Annotated in this window: 20 protein-coding genes and 7 tRNA genes; 11 read left to right on the top strand and 16 right to left on the bottom strand. The window is 71.5% G+C overall.

The genetic code is table 11. The features are described from left to right. Positions 1-80: 80 nt before the first annotated feature. Positions 81-638: an HIT family protein gene (locus STRNI_RS33640; protein ID WP_042156938.1), complete on the bottom strand. Its 558-nt coding sequence runs from the start codon at positions 636-638 to the stop codon at positions 81-83. Between the two features lie 61 nt (positions 639-699). Here STRNI_RS33640 and STRNI_RS33635 point away from each other — a divergent pair, with 61 nt between their 5' ends. After that, positions 700-1,347 carry a potassium channel family protein gene (locus tag STRNI_RS33635; RefSeq protein ID WP_042156940.1) on the top strand — a complete coding sequence of 216 codons (648 nt, stop codon included), beginning with the start codon at positions 700-702 and terminating at the stop codon, positions 1,345-1,347. 48 nt (positions 1,348-1,395) lie between these two features. Here STRNI_RS33635 and thrS read toward each other — a convergent pair whose 3' ends face one another. The 3 genes from thrS to STRNI_RS33620 all read right to left on the bottom strand — a co-directional run bounded on the left by thrS (position 1,396) and on the right by STRNI_RS33620 (position 5,233). Then, positions 1,396-3,375, bottom strand: a complete 1,980-nt coding sequence (thrS, locus tag STRNI_RS33630; RefSeq protein ID WP_266448052.1) for a threonine--tRNA ligase — start codon at positions 3,373-3,375, stop codon at positions 1,396-1,398. A 113-nt stretch (positions 3,376-3,488) separates the two neighbouring features. Continuing rightward, complete coding sequence (locus tag STRNI_RS33625; protein WP_277412565.1) at positions 3,489-4,667, bottom strand: hypothetical protein; 1,179 nt, start codon at positions 4,665-4,667, stop codon at positions 3,489-3,491. After that, positions 4,667-5,233, bottom strand: a complete 567-nt coding sequence (locus tag STRNI_RS33620) for a DUF4365 domain-containing protein (RefSeq protein ID WP_018087654.1) — start codon at positions 5,231-5,233, stop codon at positions 4,667-4,669. The genes STRNI_RS33625 and STRNI_RS33620 overlap by 1 nt, the downstream gene beginning before the upstream one ends. A gap of 199 nt (positions 5,234-5,432) precedes the next feature. Between STRNI_RS33620 and STRNI_RS33615 the strand changes: the two genes are divergently transcribed. Next, positions 5,433-6,158: an exonuclease domain-containing protein gene (locus tag STRNI_RS33615; protein WP_093647991.1), complete on the top strand. Its 726-nt coding sequence runs from the start codon at positions 5,433-5,435 to the stop codon at positions 6,156-6,158. Between the two features lie 113 nt (positions 6,159-6,271). Here STRNI_RS33615 and STRNI_RS33610 read toward each other — a convergent pair. From STRNI_RS33610 to STRNI_RS33595, 4 genes are all read right to left on the bottom strand, one after another. Further along, a tRNA-Val gene (locus STRNI_RS33610) sits at positions 6,272-6,343 on the bottom strand. 117 nt (positions 6,344-6,460) lie between these two features. Beyond that, the gene (locus tag STRNI_RS33605) at positions 6,461-6,922 is read right to left on the bottom strand and encodes an SRPBCC family protein (RefSeq protein ID WP_020397695.1); all 462 of its coding nucleotides are present in this window, start codon (positions 6,920-6,922) and stop codon (positions 6,461-6,463) included. Positions 6,923-7,008: 86 nt separating this feature from the next. Next, positions 7,009-7,080 (bottom strand) — tRNA-Val (locus tag STRNI_RS33600). Between the two features lie 54 nt (positions 7,081-7,134). Continuing rightward, on the bottom strand, positions 7,135-7,566 hold the full coding sequence (locus STRNI_RS33595; RefSeq protein ID WP_026169286.1) for a TIGR02611 family protein: 432 nt from the start codon (positions 7,564-7,566) through the stop codon (positions 7,135-7,137). Positions 7,567-7,755: 189 nt separating this feature from the next. Between STRNI_RS33595 and STRNI_RS33590 the strand changes: the two genes are divergently transcribed. Both STRNI_RS33590 and STRNI_RS33585 read left to right on the top strand, forming a co-directional pair. Further along, positions 7,756-8,169, top strand: a complete 414-nt coding sequence (locus STRNI_RS33590) for an SsgA family sporulation/cell division regulator (RefSeq protein ID WP_003959770.1) — start codon at positions 7,756-7,758, stop codon at positions 8,167-8,169. Positions 8,170-8,394: 225 nt separating this feature from the next. Beyond that, positions 8,395-8,961, top strand: coding sequence for a CGNR zinc finger domain-containing protein (locus STRNI_RS33585; protein ID WP_018087658.1), 567 nt, complete (start codon positions 8,395-8,397; stop codon positions 8,959-8,961). A gap of 21 nt (positions 8,962-8,982) precedes the next feature. Here STRNI_RS33585 and STRNI_RS33580 read toward each other — a convergent pair whose 3' ends face one another. Further along, positions 8,983-9,138 carry a hypothetical protein gene (locus tag STRNI_RS33580; RefSeq protein WP_018087659.1) on the bottom strand — a complete coding sequence of 52 codons (156 nt, stop codon included), beginning with the start codon at positions 9,136-9,138 and terminating at the stop codon, positions 8,983-8,985. Positions 9,139-9,206: 68 nt separating this feature from the next. Continuing rightward, positions 9,207-9,668: a hypothetical protein gene (locus STRNI_RS33575; protein WP_093647683.1), complete on the bottom strand. Its 462-nt coding sequence runs from the start codon at positions 9,666-9,668 to the stop codon at positions 9,207-9,209. A 170-nt stretch (positions 9,669-9,838) separates the two neighbouring features. Between STRNI_RS33575 and STRNI_RS33570 the strand changes: the two genes are divergently transcribed. Further along, positions 9,839-10,366 (top strand): DsbA family protein, encoded by a 528-nt coding sequence (locus tag STRNI_RS33570; protein ID WP_274734478.1) that lies wholly within the window; start codon positions 9,839-9,841, stop codon positions 10,364-10,366. Positions 10,367-10,402: 36 nt separating this feature from the next. On the opposite strand, the gene STRNI_RS33565 is transcribed toward STRNI_RS33570, so the two are convergent. From STRNI_RS33565 to STRNI_RS33555, 3 genes are read right to left on the bottom strand one after another with little or no spacing between them, the layout of a single operon-like run. After that, a complete protein-coding gene (locus tag STRNI_RS33565; protein ID WP_266448067.1) occupies positions 10,403-11,233 on the bottom strand; it encodes a GNAT family N-acetyltransferase in 831 nt (276 codons plus the stop codon). Positions 11,234-11,268: 35 nt separating this feature from the next. After that, complete coding sequence (locus STRNI_RS33560) at positions 11,269-12,093, bottom strand: aminotransferase class IV (RefSeq protein ID WP_018087663.1); 825 nt, start codon at positions 12,091-12,093, stop codon at positions 11,269-11,271. Further along, on the bottom strand, positions 12,090-13,157 hold the full coding sequence (locus STRNI_RS33555; RefSeq protein WP_277412564.1) for a chorismate-binding protein: 1,068 nt from the start codon (positions 13,155-13,157) through the stop codon (positions 12,090-12,092). The genes STRNI_RS33560 and STRNI_RS33555 overlap by 4 nt, the downstream gene beginning before the upstream one ends. A gap of 177 nt (positions 13,158-13,334) precedes the next feature. Here STRNI_RS33555 and STRNI_RS33550 point away from each other — a divergent pair. The 5 genes from STRNI_RS33550 (at position 13,335) to STRNI_RS33530 (ending at position 13,797) form a co-directional block, all read left to right on the top strand. Continuing rightward, positions 13,335-13,407 (top strand) — tRNA-Gly (locus STRNI_RS33550). Positions 13,408-13,442: 35 nt separating this feature from the next. Next, positions 13,443-13,516 (top strand) — tRNA-Cys (locus STRNI_RS33545). Between the two features lies 1 nt (position 13,517). Then, positions 13,518-13,589 (top strand) — tRNA-Val (locus tag STRNI_RS33540). A gap of 30 nt (positions 13,590-13,619) precedes the next feature. Beyond that, positions 13,620-13,691 (top strand) — tRNA-Val (locus tag STRNI_RS33535). A gap of 34 nt (positions 13,692-13,725) precedes the next feature. After that, positions 13,726-13,797: transfer RNA gene (locus tag STRNI_RS33530), tRNA-Val, on the top strand. 49 nt (positions 13,798-13,846) lie between these two features. On the opposite strand, the gene STRNI_RS33525 is transcribed toward STRNI_RS33530, so the two are convergent. From STRNI_RS33525 to STRNI_RS33515, 3 genes are all read right to left on the bottom strand, one after another. Next, on the bottom strand, positions 13,847-14,125 hold the full coding sequence (locus STRNI_RS33525) for a TFIIB-type zinc ribbon-containing protein (protein WP_078518485.1): 279 nt from the start codon (positions 14,123-14,125) through the stop codon (positions 13,847-13,849). A gap of 72 nt (positions 14,126-14,197) precedes the next feature. Next, the gene (locus tag STRNI_RS33520; RefSeq protein ID WP_277412563.1) at positions 14,198-15,217 is read right to left on the bottom strand and encodes a phosphotransferase family protein; all 1,020 of its coding nucleotides are present in this window, start codon (positions 15,215-15,217) and stop codon (positions 14,198-14,200) included. Positions 15,218-15,459: 242 nt separating this feature from the next. Beyond that, a complete protein-coding gene (locus tag STRNI_RS33515) occupies positions 15,460-15,669 on the bottom strand; it encodes a hypothetical protein (RefSeq protein ID WP_018087666.1) in 210 nt (69 codons plus the stop codon). 609 nt (positions 15,670-16,278) lie between these two features. On the opposite strand from STRNI_RS33515, the gene STRNI_RS33510 reads away from it, so the two are divergent. Then, positions 16,279-17,631: a serine/threonine-protein kinase gene (locus STRNI_RS33510; RefSeq protein WP_266448076.1), complete on the top strand. Its 1,353-nt coding sequence runs from the start codon at positions 16,279-16,281 to the stop codon at positions 17,629-17,631. The last annotated feature ends 31 nt before the right edge of the window (positions 17,632-17,662 follow it).

Below are 17,662 nucleotides of genomic sequence, written 5' to 3'. Positions count from 1 at the left end.
ATCCGAATTAGGGCGATCTATCCGATTCGTCCGGGTGCGTGTCGCCCCGGACACCCGCCCCGGAGCGAGCCGGACGGGCGCTACGCGGGCCAGGCGCGCGCGAGCATCGCCCGGGTGTCGGCGAGGAGTTGGGGCAGCACCTTGGTGTGGCCGACCACCGGCATGAAGTTGGTGTCGCCGCCCCAGCGCGGGACCACGTGCTGGTGGAGATGGGCCGCGATCCCGGCCCCGGCGACGGTGCCCTGGTTCATCCCGATGTTGAAGCCGTGCGCCCCGGAGGCGGTGCGCAGTGCGGTCATCGCCCGCTTGGTGAACTCCGCCAGCTCCGCGGTCTCCGGGCCGTCCAGCTCCGGGTAGTCGGCGACATGCCGGAACGGGACGATCATCAGGTGCCCGCCGTTGTACGGGTACAGGTTCAGCACCGCGTAGACATGCTCACCGCGCGCGATGACGAGGCCGTCCTCGTCCGACTTCTCGGGGATGGTGCAGAACGGACAGCCGTCATCGGCCCCCGGGCCGGTCGGCTTGTTCTCCCCCTGGATGTAGGCCATCCGGTGGGGCGTCCACAGGCGCTGGAAGGCGTCCTGCGTCCCGACTCCGATCTGCTGCTCCGGCTCGCTTGTCATACGGGCCAGCATATGGCTTCGCCCGTTGGCACCGTGTCGTTGGGGCGGATACCCTGGCCCGCTCCGCGATGCTGTGCCGGTGGACAGGGACGTGCGGCTACAGGAGTGGGAGAGGCGCGCCCAGCCGTATCTCTTCATCGCCTCGATCCTCTTTCTCACCTCCTACACGGTCCGGGTCCTGATCCCCGGTCTCTCTCCCGGTTGGTACATCTTCTGGGAGACCCTCACGATCGTGAGCTGGGGTGTTTTCGTGGCGGAGTACCTGGCGCGGCTGGCGCTCAGCAGGGACCGCTGGCACTTCGTGCGCACCCGCTGGCTGGACCTGATCGTGACCGTGCTGCCGCTGTTGCGGCCGCTGCGCATGATCGATCTGCATGAGCGGATGCAGCTGCGCCGGGCCGCGCCCGGGCTCGCGCTGGAGGCGCGGGTGATGACGTACTCCGGGCTCGCCGCGCTGCTGCTGGGCTACGCCGCCAGCCTGGCGGTCTACCACGACGAGCGGTCCGCCCCGCACGCGAACATCCGCACCTTCGGTGACGCGGTGTGGTGGGCCGCTTCCACGCTGACGACGACGGGATACGGCGACGCCACCCCCGTCACCGCACGCGGCCGGGTGATCGCGGTGGGGCTGATGTTCGTCGGGGTGGCCCTGGTGGGAGCGGTGGTGGGCTCCTTCTCCGCCTACCTGATGCGCCGCTTCCGGCAGGAGGGCGAGACATGACGCGGCCCCGGAGAGCCGCTCGCTCTCCGGGGCCGGGTGCTCAGGCCGTCACAGCTGGACGCGGCGCTCCACGACGTCCAGGAGCTCGGCGATCGCCTCCTCGCGCGGAATGCCGTTCTTCTGCGACCCGTCGCGGTAGCGGAAGGACACCGCGCCATGGGCGACATCCTCGTCACCGGCGATGATCATGAACGGCACCTTGCTCTTCTGGGCGTTCCTGATCTTCTTCTGCATCCGGTCCGACGAGGAGTCCACCTCGATCCGCAGCCCCTTGGTCTTCGCCTCGGCGGCGAACTCCTGGAGGTAGGGGACATGCGCGTCGCCGATCGGGATGCAGGTCGCCTGGACCGGCGCCAGCCAGGCCGGGAACGCGCCCGCGTAGTGCTCCAGCAGCACGCCGAAGAACCGCTCGATCGAGCCGAACAGCGCGCGGTGCAGCATGACCGGCTGCTGCTTGGAGCCGTCGGCCGCCGTGTACTCCAGACCGAACCGCTTCGGCTGGTTGAAGTCGACCTGGAGGGTCGACATCTGCCAGGACCGGCCAATCGCGTCCCTGGCCTGCACGGAGATCTTCGGACCGTAGTAGGCGGCGCCGCCCGGGTCGGGGACCAAGGGCAGGCCCTGCTTCTCGGCCGCCTGGCGCAGCGCCTCGGTGGCCTCCTCCCAGTCCTCGTCCGAGCCGATGAACTTGTCGGACTCGTCGCGGGTGGACAGCTCCAGCTCGAATTCGTTCAGGCCGTAGTCGCGCAGCAGGTCGAGCACGAAGGTCAGGAGCGTGTCGAGCTCCTGCGGCATCTGCTCCTTGGTGCAGTAGATGTGCGAGTCGTCCTGGGTGAAGCCGCGCGAACGGGTCAGGCCGTGGACGACACCGGACTTCTCGTAGCGGTAGACCGTGCCGAACTCGAAGAGACGCAGCGGCAGTTCACGGTAGGAGCGGCCGCGCGACTTGAAGATCAGGTTGTGCATCGGGCAGTTCATCGCCTTGAGGCGGTAGTTCTGCTCGTCGAACTCGATGGCCGGGAACATCGACTCGCCGTAGTGCGGCAGATGCCCGGAGATCTCGAAGAGGCGCTCCTTCGAGAGGTGCGGGGTGTTCACGAACTCGTAGCCGGAGACCTCGTGCCGCTGGCGGGAGTAGTCCTCCATCACCTTGCGGACGACGCCACCCTTGGGATGGAAGACGGCGAGACCCGGGCCCAGCTCCTCCGGGAAGGAGAACAGGTCCAGCTCCGCGCCCAGCTTGCGGTGGTCGCGCTTCTCGGCCTCGGCGAGGAACTCCAGATGCGCCTTGAGCTCGTCCTTGGTCGGCCAGGCGGTGCCGTAGATCCGCTGCAGCTGCTTGTTCTTCTCGCTGCCGCGCCAGTACGCGGCGGCCGAGCGCATCAGCTTGAACGCCGGGATCGCGCGGGTGCTGGGCAGGTGCGGACCGCGGCACAGGTCCTTCCAGCACAGCTCGCCGGTCTTGGCGTCGAGGTTGTCGTAGATGGTCAGCTCGCCGGCGCCGACCTCGGCGGAGGCACCCTCGGCGGCGTCCGCGGCGGAGCCCTTGAGCCCGATCAGCTCCAGCTTGTACGGCTCGTCGGCCAGCTCCTCGCGGGCGGCGTCATCGCTGACCGCACGGCGCGCGAACTTCTGCCCGCGCTTCTGGATCTCCTGCATCTTCTTCTCGATGCGCTTGAGATCGTCCGGGTGGAACGGGGTCTCGACGTCGAAGTCGTAGTAGAAGCCGTCCTTGATGGGCGGGCCGATGCCGAGCTTCGCCTCCGGGAACAGCTCCTGCACGGCCTGCGCCATCACATGCGCGGCGGAGTGCCGCAGGATGTTCAGACCGTCCTCGGAGCTGATCTCGACGGGCTCGACCGCGTCACCGTCGGCGACCTCGTACGCCAGGTCCTTCAGCTCCCCGGCCACCCGCGCGGCGACGACACTGCGCTCGCCCTGGAAGAGGTCGGCAGCCGTAGTGCCCGTGGTCACCACGCGTTCTTCCCGCTCGGAATCGCGTTGGACGGTCACACGGACGTCTGACACCGGTCTCTCCTGACTCATGTCTCTTTCGCGTCAGCGATTGCTGCGCAGCCGAATCGTACCGAGCCGGCGGACCCGACCGCGAAACGGTTTCACCACCCCCGGCTCGCGGGCCGTCATTCCTCCGCGCCGCACGCCTCCTCGAAGAAGTCGAGATTCTCCTGGAGCGACTTCAGCAGCCGGTCCCGCTCCGCCTCGTCGACCTGTACGGGCGCGACATCGCGGCCGCCGGTGATCCGGCGGAACCCGCCGCGGCTCTCCAGCCGCCCGCTCACCCGGATCGGCAGCCCCACCAGGTGCGCATGCCCGGCGATCCGGTAGTCCTCCTCCCCCAGCGCGACCCGTACCTGCAGCACATCGGCTCCGGTGATCACCCGCAGCCGCACCGTGCCGGGGCCGCCCGGCCGCTCCCTGCGCAGCCGTACCACCGCTCCGGTCACCCGGACCGGCAGCGAGGGCTCGTCGCGGACATAGCGCTGGGCCGCCTGCTGCAGCGCGGGCAGATCGCCGGGCGAGAACTCCACCGGCTCGGGACGGGCCGGGCAGCCGGCCGGGGCACCGGCCGCCGGCGACCACTCGACCGCGATCCGCGCCCCCTCCGCATCCCGCACCAGCGCGATCAGCGCCTGGGCCAGCTCATGGCAGACCCCCAGCTCGACGGCCGCGTCGAAGGCCTCCATCCCGCCGGTGGCCCGCTGGTAGTCGGTGGCGTCGCGGGCCGCGTGCAGCGCCTGCTGCAGCCCGGCGACCGCCCGGCGGCCGCCGCGCACCGGCACGAACGCGGTCAGCCGGCGCCCGGCCGCCGCCGGGCCGACCAGCACCTGGCTCATGAAGCCCTCGGCCTGCCGTTTGTGCCGGGCGCCGTAGTAGCCGGCCCGGCCGTACGTCCCCAGTGCCCCGGCGAGCAGCATCGAGCGGGCCGCCCCGCGCAGCTGTTCCTGCGCCACCCAGTGCGCGGCCCCCGAGCCGCCGTCAGGGACCTCCCGTTCCCAGCGCACCTCGTCGCTCGGCACCGCCAGCCCCATCAGCACCTCACGCGCGGAGGGCACCGGGCTCCGCGCCAGCGCCGCCAGCGCCTCCGCGAGCAGCTCCCCGCTGTCGGGGAAGCGGCGGTCGTGCGGTATCAGCAGACTGGTGCCGCCCGCTCCGCCGGGCGGTGTCCACCGGGCGTAATGGCCCGCGGCCCCGCCCCTGCGCCGCCAGCCGTGCCGGGCCAGCAGCGCGCTGAGCACCGCCGGGTCGAACTGCGCGGGATCCAGCAGCCGCGCGTCATAATCGTCGGTCGGCCGGTACATCAGGGTCTCCCTCCCGCCCCGACCCGCGTCATGATCTCGCAGAGCGCTCGGTCGTCGAAGATCCGCGCGGTGGGGATCCGCACAGTGGTCCTGCGCCGGCCGGTCACCGGATGGCCGGCCAGGTTGATCCAGTAGCAGCAGTGCCGCAGTTCGAGACGGTCGTGGGAGGCCCGTAGCCAGTCCTCCTGGGTCCGTGGGGCCAGCATCACGACCAGGATCTTGTGGACCGTCACGGGCGTACGGGCCAGCTTCACCAGGTGGTCGTTGTCGAGCGTGAAGGCGAACGTCGGCCCCGGCGGGCGCGGGGCGGTCTGGTAGGTGCACTTGAGCTGCACCTTGATGGTGACCTCGTCGTCGACGGTGTGGCCGGGCGCGCCATGGCTGACGTGCCAGTCGATTCCGTTGTCCGGGAAGGGCTGCGCCAGCGAGCATCCGGAGGCGGCGGCGACCGCATGGAGGTAGCCGACCTGGAGGGTCTCCATACAGGCAGTGGTGGCGAGTCCGCCGCGCTGCGGGGTGGTCCGCTGAGGCAGCAGCCCGCCCGGTTCGGGCTGCGCGAGCGTCATCGCGGAGTGGCCTTCCGGGCTGTGCCGATCGATGCGAGTGGATGACGGGGAGAAGGCGGATCGCGTCGGCCCGTCCCTCTGGTTGTCTCCGCGTCAAGTGGTCCGCAAACAAAGACGGTTCGAGCACCCGGCGGCTCGGGTATCACCAGCTCGGGTGACGTGCATGTCATCCCCCGTACGAGCGCGAGGAGTTGGGATGATGCCGTGCTGGTATGACGGTCCGCTTGCCGCCTTCGACACCGAGACCACCGGGATCGACGTCGAGCGCGATCGCATCGTCTCCGCGGCCCTGGTGGTCCAGGAGACACCGCGCTCCGCGCCCCGGATCACCCGCTGGCTGATCAACCCGGGCGTCGAGATACCCGATGCCGCGACGGCGGTGCACGGCCTGACGGCCGACCATCTCGCGCTGCACGGCCGCTGGCCGGCGCCGGTGCTGGAGGAGGTCGCGCGCGCCCTGGCCGCCCAGTCGGTGGCCGGCCGCCCGCTGGTCGTGATGAACGCCCCGTTCGATCTCACCCTTCTGGAGCGCGAGTTGAAGCGGCATCGCGCCAGCTCGCTGACCACCTACCTGGGGGGCCACCCGCTGCGCGTCCTGGACCCCCACGTCCTCGACAAGCACCTGGACCGCTACCGCAAGGGCCGCCGCACGCTCACCGATCTGTGTGCGCACTACGAGGTCGAGCTGTCCGACGCCCATGAGGCGGCCGCCGACGCGCTCGCCGCACTGCATGTCGTCCGGGCCCTGGGGCACCGTTTCGCCGACCGCCTGGAGGGGCTGCACCCGGCGGAGCTGCACACCCGCCAGGCCGTCTGGTACGCGGCCCAGGCCCGTGGACTGCAGGCGTGGTTCGCCCGCAGCGGCAACCCCGAGGTCGTCGATCCGCACTGGCCGCTGCGTCCCGAACTCCCGGCGGCCGCCTGATCCCCCCTCAGCAATTCCGTACGGAGACAAAGGCGCCGGGCGGAATTCCCGCGCGGCGCTCTTCCAACAAAAAGGACCGGGCCGCCTTTTGGCAGCCCGGTCCTTGATCCCGGTGGGCGATACTGGGTTCGAACCAGTGACCTCTTCGGTGTGAACGAAGCGCTCTCCCACTGAGCTAATCGCCCGGGTGTCGGCGAGGTTTCCCTCGCGAACGAGCAGAACAATACAGGCCGCCCGGGGCTTCCATCAAATTCCTGTTCCGCGGCGGCCCCGGGCCGCCGCGTCCGGGTGGCCGGCGCCCCTCATCCGCGGGCCAGCCAGGCCGCAAGACCGCGCCGCCCGGACCGCATCATCAGCGCATGGTTCGCGAGGAACAGCGGGCGCCCCAGCAGCGCGAACCGCCGCAGCAGCGGCTTGCAGACCTCGACGTCCTGCTCGAAGACGGCACGGGTGCCGCCGGCGCCGGGCACCACCGTCCAGCGCGCCCAGCCCGCCAGGTCCCCGCGCATCGCCATCTCCAGCACCCCCGCCCCCGGGTCCCGTACGCGCTCGGTCGCCACCACCACGAGGTCGTACGGCAACAGGGAGCGGAACCGGGCGGTGCCGCTGCGGTCGTCGAGCGGGGTCACCTCGCGGACCTGCGGCCACCACTGCGGATAGGCCTCGGCGCGTTCGAGGACGGCGTAGACGACGGTCGGCGAGGCGTGGAGCAGCCACACGCTCCGGAAGCGGTAGCGGTGCAGTCGGCGTGACCAGTCGGGCATGATCCCAGTGTGCGCCCCCTGCCGAGGGGCCCGCCCAACAACTGCGAGGGCCCGGAGACTTGATGTCTCCGGGCCCTCGTCCGGGGTGGGCGATACTGGGTTCGAACCAGTGACCTCTTCGGTGTGAACGAAGCGCTCTCCCACTGAGCTAATCGCCCGGGCGCACCGCCAACATTACCGCACGTCGGCGGGCACTTCTGACCACGTCCCGGTCACTCGGAGACGTTCCACGGCATCGCGAGGCCGAACTTCCAGACGTAGACCGCGAGCGCCGCCGCAATGATCACCACGCCGATGGTGGTCAGGATGATGTTGCGTCGCCGCACCTTGGGGTCGAGCGCCTTCTGGGCCGCTTCGGTGACCTTGTGCTTGGTCCAGCGCAGCACCAGCTGTGCCCAGACGAACTCCGTCGCCCAGATCGCCATACCGCCGAAGATCACCAGCCAGCCCGGCCCCGGCAGCGGCAGCATGATCACGCCGGCCACCACGACCGCGAGGCCGACGACGAAGACTCCGACCTGCCAGCTCACATGGAGCGGCCGGGAGCGCTTGATGAAGTGCGGCGCCCTCGAACCGAGCGGCTTCTCGGCCGGAGCGGCGTCCCCCTCCACCGTTCCCAGCCCCCCGTTACTCTGCGTATTCATACTCACCAACTTACCGGACGGGACCGTTCACCGGAATTACCGCCGAGGACGATCTCGCAATCCGCCGGAAGAGGTACCTGAAGCCACACAAAACCGTCAGAGGGGTTTACAACGGCACCGTAGGTGGCATGTCGATTTCGCCGACGTGCGAATCCCCGAGCGCACACTGAGCGAAAGGCCCTGGCGCTTATGAACACCACGGTCAGCTGCGAGCTGCACCTGCGCCTCGTTGTGTCGAGCGAGTCCTCACTGCCTGTACCCGCGGGCCTGCGGTATGACACGGCCGATCCCTATGCCGTGCATGCCACCTTCCATACCGGAGCCGAGGAGACCGTCGAGTGGGTTTTCGCCCGCGACCTCCTCGCCGAGGGCCTGCACCGGCCCACGGGCACCGGAGACGTCCGCGTATGGCCGTCCCGGAGCCACGGACAGGGCGTTGTCTGCATCGCCCTGAGCTCACCGGAAGGCGAAGCCCTGCTCGAGGCGCCCGCGCGGGCTCTCGAGTCGTTCCTCAAAAGGACCGATGCCGCCGTACCGCCCGGTACGGAGCACCGGCATTTCGATCTCGACACCGAGCTCTCCCACATCCTCGCGGAGAGCTGAGACGCAGACCGGTTACCGAAAGCACCCACCCGCTCACACTTGCGCCCGTCCGACTCGGGGAGACGGCGCAGGACCGACAAGTTCACACGGCACACTTCGGCGTCGTCGCCGCGGACCCACCGCGGAGTCGGCGCTGAAGCTTGTTCGAGGCGCTAAAGTCGGCCACCATTCGGCAACCACCGGGGGCGGTACCCGTCCGGCCCCACCCTGCCAGGGAGCGGAACCGTGATCATCACCCATGACACCCGGTGCGCGCTGGACGCGGTCGTCGATCTGCTGAACACCGCCCCGGAGGGCGAAGGGCCCGGAGCGCCGGACAGCCTGACCGATCTCGCGGCCCTCGAAGAGTTCGTCCAGCGCAACGACGTCAGTGACGTGGGCGCGCTCGGTGCGGGCGACCTGGCCGCCGTACGGTCCGTCCGCGCGCGGTTCGCGCGGGTCTTCGCGGCCGACGACGACCGCACCGCGGCCGAACAGCTGAACGCGCTGGTCGCCTCGGCCGGCACCACTCCGCAGCTGACCGACCACGACGGGTACGACTGGCATGTCCACTACTTCGCGCCGGGCGCGTCGGTCGCCCATCATCTGGCCGCGGACGGCGGGATGGCGCTGGCCTTCCTCGTCGTCGCCGGGGAGCGCGAGCGGCTGCGGCACTGCGAGGCACCGGACTGCCGGCATGCCTTCGTCGACCTCTCCCGCAACCGCTCCCGCCGCTACTGCGACAGCCGCACCTGCGGAAACCGGCTGCATGTCGCCGCCTACCGGGCACGGCGGCGGGAGGCCGCGGGCTGAGCGGCGGCGCGGTTGCCGGCCTCACAGGAGGAAGAGGTCGTGCACCGCACCGAGAAGGAGCAGAAAGCCGATGACGGCGAGGAAGAGCATCAGCGGCGGCTGGGACAGCGCGAACAGACAACCGCGTGGTTCGGGGGACGGGGCGTCGTCTTGGGCGAGGGCGCACTCATCGTTCATCTCGCGCGCATCATGACGCAGATGATCGTCTGAGTACGCCCGATAGGCGCCTCAGCAGCGGTAGTTCATCAGATCCCGTGCTTTTTCAGGATCGCTTCGATGTCCGAGAAGTCATCCTTGGGTGCACCGCCCTTGCCCTGTGCGGCCTTCCCCTTGGCGGCCGGCTGCGCCGCGGTCCGGCCCGCGCCGAGGGAGGGGACGGAGGCGGCCGGGGCCACCGCGTCGGTCCGGTCGGCCGCCGCGGCCTTGCGCTCCTTACGGCTGCCGATCCCGCCACGGCGGCGCTCCACCGCCCTGGTGGTCATGAACAGCACGACCGAGAGGGCGAGCACGCCGAAGCCGGCCCAGACCGTGGGCTTGAAAACGATGCCGGTGACCCAGTCGATGACGCCCGTCATCACCAGGCCTATGGGGATCAGGGAAAAAGCGGCGATGCGGGTCGCGGCCAGGAACCGCTTGCGGTATGCCGTGATCGCGGCGATGCCCAGGCCCGCTGCCGACACCGCGGCACAGACGGTCGAGGTCAGCATCCGGTCCTCCTGCCGATGGATGGGTGAGCAGGCAGTCTGCTCCCTTCCATCCTGCCTTGTCCCGGCCCGCGTGGGCCATGTTCCGGCACGGCCTCAGGGACATCTCGGGGTTGCCCTCCTCCGCAGGTCCCGGTTCGGGCACCGGGCCGGGGGCTGGAAGACTGGTTCCCATGAACGACGCCACCTCCTCCCCCGCCCGTCCCGTCCGCCCCGTTCTGGACGTGTGGTGCGAACTGCAGTGCCCGGACTGCCATACCGCCCTGGGGGACCTGCGGGCGCTGCGGGAGCGTTACGGCGACCGGCTGGACATCCGGCTGCGCCACTTCCCCCTGCCGAAGCACCCGCACGCCTATGTCGCCGCGCAGGCCGCCGAGGAGGCCATCGAGCAGGGACAGGGCTGGCCGTACATCGAGGCGGTGCTGGCGCGGACCGAGGAGCTCGGCAAGCGCGGGGACAAGCTGCTGCTGGAGGTCGCCGGCGAGCTGGGGATGGATTCCGAGGAACTGGACACCGCGCTGATCGACGGGCGGCATCTGCTGATCGTCGACGCGGACCAGGCCGAGGGCAAGGCCATCGGGGTGACCGGGACCCCGACGTATGTGATCGGCGGAGAGCGGCTGGACGGCGGCAAGAGCCAGGAAGGGCTGCGTGCCCGTATCGAGGAGATCGCCGACCGGCTGCTGGCCGGACAGGGCTGAGGAGCCCGCGGCCTCACCGGCGTTGCGCGGGCCCGCTCAGAGGATCGGCTTCCACAGCAGGTACCCGGTGGGCCGGTAGCCCAGCGAGGCGTAGAGGCCGAGCGCCGGAGCGTTGCCCGCGTAGACGTTCAGGCCGAGGCTGGTACGGCCCGCGGTGAGGCTCTCGCGCTCGGCGACCAGCATCAGGGTCCGGCCGTGGCCGTGCCCGCGGTGTCCGGGCGCCACCCGCACATCGACGACATAGCCGCCGGGCTGGTCCGGCATCCGCAGGGCGACCCAGATGCTGCCGACGTCCGCGCCGCCGTGGGCCAGCACGCGCAGCGCCTGGTCGGGCGTCTCCGCGCCCTCCGGGAGCAGGGCGCGGTGGCCGGCGGCCGCGGCCTCCTCGGCGCGTGCCCGGGACATGCCCTGGCCGGTCTGCGTACGGACATGCTCGGCGAGCGCGGCGTCCCGCCAGGCCGGGTACTCCGCCTCGCTCAGCGCGCGGTCGCTGCTGCCCTCGGGCAGCGGGGGCGGAGCGGTGAGGGGCTTGCTCATCATGCGGCTGCGCTCGGTGTACCCCAGCGCCGCCGCGAGCCGCCCGGCGGCCTCGGCGCCGGCCGGGACGGTCAGCTCGATCTGCCGGCAGCCCCAGCCGCGCAGCACTTCCTCGGCGGCGAGCGCGGCGACCGTGGCGCGGCCCCGGTGCCGGTCCGGCTCGTCGATGGTCAGCTCCGCGATCCGGCCGGCCGTCGGGCCGAACCGGGCGTCCGTCGTCAGCCTTATCCCGCCGACCCGGCGGCTGTTGACACAGACGTCGTACGGACGGGCGCGGTGCCCGTCGTCGTGTCGTTCTTCCGGTCCCGCGGGGCGCAGCGTTGTGGTCACGAGGACTTTCTACTCGCCCGTGCGCGGGCCCGTCATCACCGCGGATCGAAGTCGGCGGCGGAGTGCTCGTCGAAGATCCGCATGGCTTCGGCGGTCACCGGGCCCGGGCCGTCGGCGAGTTGGCGGCCGTCGATCACGTTCACGGCCTGGACGTCGCGCAGCGTGGAGGTCAGGAAGATCTCCTCGGCCCGCTCCAGGGCGTCCAGCGGCAGATCGGTCTCCTTGGCGCCGGCCCAGGCGACGGTCAGGGCGCGGGTGATGCCCGCCAGGCAGCCGGAGTGCAGGGGCGGCGTGTGCAGTTCGCCGTCCAGGACGACGAAGACATTGGAGCCGGTGCCCTCGCAGAGCGCGCCGACGGTGTTGGCGAACAGCGCCTCGGAAGCGCCCCGTTCACGCGCGCGGGCCAGGGCGACGACGTTCTCGCCGTACGAGGTGGTCTTCAGGCCGGCGAGCGCGCCGCGTTCGTTGCGGGTCCACGGAACGGTGACGGCGGCGGTGGTGTCGGGGCGGCGCCGGGTCTCGGAGAGGGCGATGACCAGGGTGGGGCCGGCGTCGCCGCGGTCCGAGCCGAGCGGCGAGACACCGCCGGTGTAGGTGAGGCGCAGCCGCCCGAGGGCCATCGGGTTGGCCGCCATGACGGCCTCACAGCCGCGCCGTACCTCGTCGAGATCGGGATCGGGCAGGCCGAGCCCGCGGGCGGAGGTGGTCAGGCGCTCCAGATGCCGGGTGAGGGCGAAGGCGCGGCCGTGCTCGGCCTTGATGGTCTCGAAGACCCCGTCGCCGACCGTCAGCCCGTGGTCGAAGACCGAGACCCGGGCGCTCTCGGCGTCCTGCAGTCCCCCGTTGAGCCAGATCTTCATCGCTTTCCTCCACTCGCCTCGTGCAGGCCCGACGCTACCGCCAGCAGCCTGCGCGCCTTCAACTCGGTCTCGGCCCACTCCCGCTCGGGATCGGAGTCCCAGATGATCCCCGCGCCGGCGCCGAAGCGCAGCACCGGACCACCGGGCGGGGTGCGGTCGATCCAGAACGTCCGGATGCCGACCGCGAGCTCACCGGTGCGGCGGTCCGCGTCGACCCAGCCGATGCCCCCGCAGTACGGGCCGCGGGGTGCGGTCTCCAGTTCCTCGATGATCCGCAGCGCACTCGACTTGGGGGCGCCGGTGACCGAGCCGGGCGGGAACGTGGCGTCCAGAAGATCCGCCCAGGCGGTCTTCTCGTTCGCCTCAGCCAGCTCACCGCGCACCGTGGAGACGAGGTGGACCAGGCCGGGGTGCTCTTCGACGGCGCACAGTGCCGGGACGGTGACGGTTCCGGTGGCGCAGACCCGGCCGAGATCGTTGCGGACCAGGTCCACGATCATCACGTTCTCCGCCCGGTCCTTCGCCGAGAGGTCCGCCGCGGTGCGGCCGGTGCCCTTGATGGGGCCGGAGGCGACGGTGCGGTCGTCGCGCCGCAGATACAGCTCCGGGGAGGCGCTGGCGATCTCGACGCCGTGGCCGGGCAGCCGGATCGTGCCCGCGTGCGGCGCCGGATTGCCGCGGGCCAGCACCGCCGACAGCGCGTCGACATCGGCGCGGCCGGGGTCGGGCAGCGGCGCGGTCAGCACCCGGCAGAGATTCACTTGATAGACGTCGCCGGCCGCTATGTGTTCACGGACGCGCCGTACGCCGCCGGTATAGGCGTCACGGTCCAGCGAGCTGGTCCAGTCGTCGGGCGCGGGGCCGCGCCAGCCGTCGAGGGCCGGCCGGTCCGCCGCGGTGGCCGGACGGACGTCGCCGAAGCGGGCACAGACCACGGTGCCCTCGAAGTCGGCGGCGACCGCCCACCAGCCCGTGGAGTCCAGGGCCGCGGGATCGCTGGTCACATCCCGCAGGTCAGTGGCTATCAGGCCGCCGAAGCGTGCCATCGGAGCGAAGTCGTGCACGTCAGCGAGTCTATGGCGGCGGCCCGCACGCCGCCTGCGCCGAGCTCGCACCGCAGCACGCTGCACAAACGCGTTTTTGTACTGGCCCCGGAATCCGCTAGAGTTCAACACGTCGCCGGGACGCGCCAAGCGCCCCGGAGGACAGGTAGCTCCCGGACGTAGTCTGGGAGAGACATTGCGGACGTAGCTCAGTTGGTAGAGCACCACCTTGCCAAGGTGGATGTCGCGAGTTCGAGTCTCGTCGTCCGCTCGATGTGGGGGATCTTCCCGAACCCCCTCACTCCTGGTGGAGTGGCCGAGAGGCGAGGCAACGGCCTGCAAAGCCGTCTACACGGGTTCAAATCCCGTCTCCACCTCCAAGGACGATTAGCTCAGCGGGAGAGCGCTTCCCTGACACGGAAGAGGTCACTGGTTCAATCCCAGTATCGTCCACTGGATCCCCGGAAACGGGGTGTCCGTCCCGCGCGATTAGCTCAGCGGGAGAGCGCTTCCCTGACACGGAAGAGGTCACTGGTTCAATCCCAGTATCGCGCACGCAGCTGCGGATCTTCGAGATCCGTGGTCCCGCGGACGATTAGCTCAGCGGGAGAGCGCTTCCCTGACACGGAAGAGGTCACTGGTTCAATCCCAGTATCGTCCACACCTGATCCCGAGGGCCGGAGCATTTCACTCCGGCCCTCGGTCGTGTTTCAGGAGGAGAAGAGCATATGGCCGAAGCTGCGGTGATGGCCGTGATGCCCATGGTGGCCGTGGTGGCCCTGATGCGGGGCGCCCCAGGCGGGGGCTGCCGGGTAAGCCTGCGGGGCGGGCGGCGGCGGGGCCTGCTGGGACCACTGTGACTCGAGACGGGCCAGCGCCTCCAGCTCCCCGTAGTCCAGGAATATCCCCCGGCAGCCGGCGCACTGCTCAATCTGGACACCATTGCGGTGGTACGTATGCATCGGTGCATGGCACTTGGGGCATTGCATCGTCGCTCAACTCCCGTCATCCACTGCTGCACACGGTGGCGCCGCCGGAACGGCCTCCCGGCAGGGGGGCGTTCAGCCTACGTCCGGACCGGCGGACGCCAACTGCTGCGGCGGGGACGTCATCCGGGCACAGGCATCGACGACCGCGGTCTCGGCCTCGTCCAGGGGGCGGGCGGCGGCGGTGGCCTTGGCTACGGCGAGCGCGGCGGTCTGCACGGTGAGCGCGCGGGCCGGAATCTCCAGGTCCGGCCAGGGATCACCGTCCGGCCCCACGGCGGGGCCGCCGGCCGTGCGGTAGGCGGCCAGGAAGCGCGTCCAGATGTCCGGCGCCAGCAGGCCGGTGGCGAACCAGGCGGCGGGGCGGGCCAGGTCCCAGGCGCCGTCGCGGCCCAGGTCGTCGATGTCGATGAGGAGCCAGGGGCCGTCGCCGGCGGGGTGGCGGACCAGCTGGCCCAGGTGCAGATCGCCGTGGCAGAGGGTGCCGGCGCGCGGCGGCGGGGCCTCGTCCCGGGCCCACGGCGGCAGCAGCGCCCAGGCCCGCTCGACGGCAGCGGCGGCCGCGGACAGCGCGCCGGCGGCGTTCCGGGGTGCGCGGGAACCGGGCGGCGGGCCGGCGGCGGAGGCCTGCGCGGTCCGCAGACGGGCCAGGGCGCGGGCAGCCTTGGCGGGGCCGCGCATCGGCGGCACGGGGCCGGGCAGTTGACGCAGGTCGACGCAGTGCAGACGGGCCAGCAGCCGGGCGGCGTCCTCCCAGGGGGCGGCGTCGGGATCGTCGGGCGGGACCGGGCTGCCGTAGGGCCAGCGGGTGAGCGCCCGGCCCTCCTCGGCAAGGGTGAGAAAGCCGTCGAGGGCGGTGAGGGGGAGCGGCGGCAGCAGGATGCCGTGCAGGAGGGGGTGGGCGGCGATGCGCAGCCGGGCGGTGAGCTCGCGGGGGTCGGCGTCGGGGGCGTGCGCCTTGGCGACCGTACGGCCGCTGCGGACGACCGTGCCGTCGGGGCGGTCGGCAAGCACCTCGGAGGAGGGGGCCGGTGCGTCTCCCCGAGTCGCTGTCGCCGCCAGGGCGGCCAGGCGGACGAGCAGTGCGGTGGTCATCGTTCCCCCGAATCCCGCGCGGGCCGGATGCGCCGTGGGTGGTGGCGGGCCATGGGCGGCCCGGTCCGGGATCGTACGCGCGCTGCGGGCTGACCGGGCCGGGGCGGTGGTCCGGAACGCTCGAAGGCCGGGCATCTCCCCAGATGCCCGGCCGTCGTGCCGTCCGCCGCACCCCCCGTCCCCACGGGGTTTCAGCCGGAGGTCCCCCGTCCCGGGCCGCTCTCCCGGGCCTGGGGCGCTGCTCAGCGCCCCAGCATTCCGACCACGGACGACGCCTGTGTCATCACGGCTTCCCAGCCGCCGAAGACCACGGCGAGAACGATCGCCAGCGGCAGCACCATGGCCACCGCGACGAGGGGGTGGCGGGTACCGGAGGACTGCTGACCCGCGAGCACGGCGGCGACTCGGCGCCCCTGTGCCCGAAGGGCCGTCCGCCCGGAGAACCGCGCCATCGTCCCGCTCCCGTCATCTTCTGGGGCGGCGGGCGTCTGACCTCGGGGGACGAGTGCACCGCCCGCCGCTTGAAGACAACCCTAGGCACGCGGGCGGCGGCAGGCGTCATGCCGTCGTATCGATTGGTCGGCCTCCAAGAGGATGAGGGAACCGCGCCCCGTGTACTCCTCTGGGTGGAGAGACACGTCCAGGACCTGGGGGCCTCCCGGAGGGGGACCGTCGAACGCACCGCGCCGGGCACTCCTGAGGGTGACCTCGCTCACTCCGTCCGCTCCCCCGCGCACGGCGGCCCCGCCCCCGCAGCGCGCCGGGCCCTCCGCCCCTTCCCGTGCCTCGGCCGTATCCCCCGCTTCCGCGACCAACCCGGCCCGATCCCGCTACATCATGTCAATCCCCTTTCCGCAGCGGATCATTGGGATCTCACGCGGGAGGGCGGACCGCACGGCCGGAGCAGGCGCTCCCGTGCTCCGGGAATCGCACGTGCCACGGTCAATCCACCGGCCGACGCATGCGCGGCCTCTCAGCACAGCGAGCCGTCAATCCGTAAGCTGTGCCACGTCAGACGGTTGGCAGCGGAGGGGGCTCCCCACCGCAGGTAGGGGACGGACATGGCGATGATGCGGCTCCGACGCGAGGACCCGCGTGTCGTCGGGACGTTCCGGCTGCACCGCCGGCTCGGCGCGGGCGGGATGGGCGTGGTCTACCTCGGCTCGGACAAGCGCGGGCAGCGGGTGGCGCTCAAGGTGATCCGGCCGGACCTGGCGGAGGATCAGGAATTCCGCTCGCGGTTCGCCCGTGAGGTCTCCGCCGCCCGGCGGATCCGCGGCGGCTGTACGGCCCGGCTGGTCGCGGCCGATCTCGACGCCGACCGCCCCTGGTTCGCCACGCAGTACGTCCCGGGGCCCTCGCTGCACGACAAGGTCAACGAGGAGGGGCCGCTGTCCCCGGCGCAGGTCGCCTCCATCGGCGCCGCGCTGTCCGAGGGACTGCTGGCCGTCCATGACGCAGGCGTGGTGCACCGCGATCTGAAACCGTCCAACATTCTGCTGTCGCCCAAGGGCCCGCGGATCATCGACTTCGGTATCGCCTGGGCGACCGGCGCCAGCACGCTGACCCATGTCGGTACGGCCGTCGGCTCGCCGGGCTTTCTGGCGCCGGAGCAGGTGCGCGGGGCCGCGGTGACACCGGCGACGGACATCTTCGCGCTGGGCGCCACCCTCGCGTACGCCTGCACCGCGGACTCCCCCTTCGGTCAGGGGAGTTCGGAGGTCATGCTCTACCGCGTGGTCCATGAGGAGGCGCAGCTCGCCGGGGTGCCGGACGCCCTGGCGCCGCTGCTCGCCTCGTGTCTGGCCAAGGACCCGGCGGACCGCCCCAGCACCCTGTCGCTGTCGCTGCGGCTCAAGGAGATCGCGGCCCGTGAGGCACACGGTCTGTCGGGCGGGCCGCTGGAGAACGGCTCCGGGGCCGGGCCCGGTTGGGAGCGCGTGGAGCGCCGGTCCGCGGAGCGGCCGACCGGACAGCGGGCCGAGGAGTACGCGCGGCAGCGCACCGAGCGCCGCACGGCGGGCAGCTCCTCGCCGCGTCCGCACCCCTCCCGTCCCCCGGTTCCGCGGGACGCGGCCGCCCGGCCGGGCGGTCCGGCGTCGGCCGCGGGGAAGAACCCGCGGACCGGCGGGCGGAACGGTCGACGTGTCCCGGCCGGGCGGCCCACGGGGCGAAACGGTTCGCGTACCCCAGTGCGTACGACATCGGGCGGCCGACGGCCGGGTCCCGACCGTCGCCTGCTGCGCCAGCGCGTCATCGTGTTCGTGGTGGTGACGCTGCTGGTGGCGCTCGGAATCGCGGCCGCCCAGGGATGCCAGGGGCCGGCCCGCGGACTCGGGGCGGAACGGCCGGGGACGGCGATTCTGTCCGCGGGGGTGGGCGGGCCCTACGGTGCGGGGGAACAGAACCCCTAGGGGATGCGGAGGCCCCCTTCGGGGCCTCAAC

The sequence above is a fragment of the Streptomyces nigrescens genome, assembly GCF_027626975.1.
GTDB classification, from domain to species: domain Bacteria; phylum Actinomycetota; class Actinomycetes; order Streptomycetales; family Streptomycetaceae; genus Streptomyces; species Streptomyces nigrescens.
The sequence above is the reverse complement of the archived record's forward strand: the minus strand, read 5'-3'. Positions and strand labels throughout refer to the sequence as shown.

What these genes read in the sequence shown, in the direction of transcription:
- STRNI_RS33625 (WP_277412565.1), bottom strand. Translation starts at nt 4,667, where the DNA reads ATGTACCGGCCGACCGACGATTATGACGCGCGGCTGCTGGATCCCGCG.
- STRNI_RS33605 (WP_020397695.1), bottom strand. Translation starts at nt 6,922, where the DNA reads ATGCCCGACTGGTCACGCCGACTGCACCGCTACCGCTTCCGGAGCGTG.
- STRNI_RS33580 (WP_018087659.1), bottom strand. Translation starts at nt 9,138, where the DNA reads ATGAACGATGAGTGCGCCCTCGCCCAAGACGACGCCCCGTCCCCCGAA.
- STRNI_RS33520 (WP_277412563.1), bottom strand. Translation starts at nt 15,217, where the DNA reads ATGACCACCGCACTGCTCGTCCGCCTGGCCGCCCTGGCGGCGACAGCG.
- STRNI_RS33615 (WP_093647991.1), top strand. Translation starts at nt 5,433, where the DNA reads ATGCCGTGCTGGTATGACGGTCCGCTTGCCGCCTTCGACACCGAGACC.
- STRNI_RS33620 (WP_018087654.1), bottom strand. Translation starts at nt 5,233, where the DNA reads ATGACGCTCGCGCAGCCCGAACCGGGCGGGCTGCTGCCTCAGCGGACC.
- STRNI_RS33560 (WP_018087663.1), bottom strand. Translation starts at nt 12,093, where the DNA reads ATGAAGATCTGGCTCAACGGGGGACTGCAGGACGCCGAGAGCGCCCGG.
- STRNI_RS33590 (WP_003959770.1), top strand. Translation starts at nt 7,756, where the DNA reads ATGAACACCACGGTCAGCTGCGAGCTGCACCTGCGCCTCGTTGTGTCG.
- STRNI_RS33595 (WP_026169286.1), bottom strand. Translation starts at nt 7,566, where the DNA reads ATGAATACGCAGAGTAACGGGGGGCTGGGAACGGTGGAGGGGGACGCC.
- STRNI_RS33570 (WP_274734478.1), top strand. Translation starts at nt 9,839, where the DNA reads ATGAACGACGCCACCTCCTCCCCCGCCCGTCCCGTCCGCCCCGTTCTG.
- STRNI_RS33525 (WP_078518485.1), bottom strand. Translation starts at nt 14,125, where the DNA reads ATGCAATGCCCCAAGTGCCATGCACCGATGCATACGTACCACCGCAAT.
- STRNI_RS33575 (WP_093647683.1), bottom strand. Translation starts at nt 9,668, where the DNA reads ATGCTGACCTCGACCGTCTGTGCCGCGGTGTCGGCAGCGGGCCTGGGC.
- STRNI_RS33640 (WP_042156938.1), bottom strand. Translation starts at nt 638, where the DNA reads ATGCTGGCCCGTATGACAAGCGAGCCGGAGCAGCAGATCGGAGTCGGG.
- STRNI_RS33515 (WP_018087666.1), bottom strand. Translation starts at nt 15,669, where the DNA reads ATGGCGCGGTTCTCCGGGCGGACGGCCCTTCGGGCACAGGGGCGCCGA.
- STRNI_RS33510 (WP_266448076.1), top strand. Translation starts at nt 16,279, where the DNA reads ATGGCGATGATGCGGCTCCGACGCGAGGACCCGCGTGTCGTCGGGACG.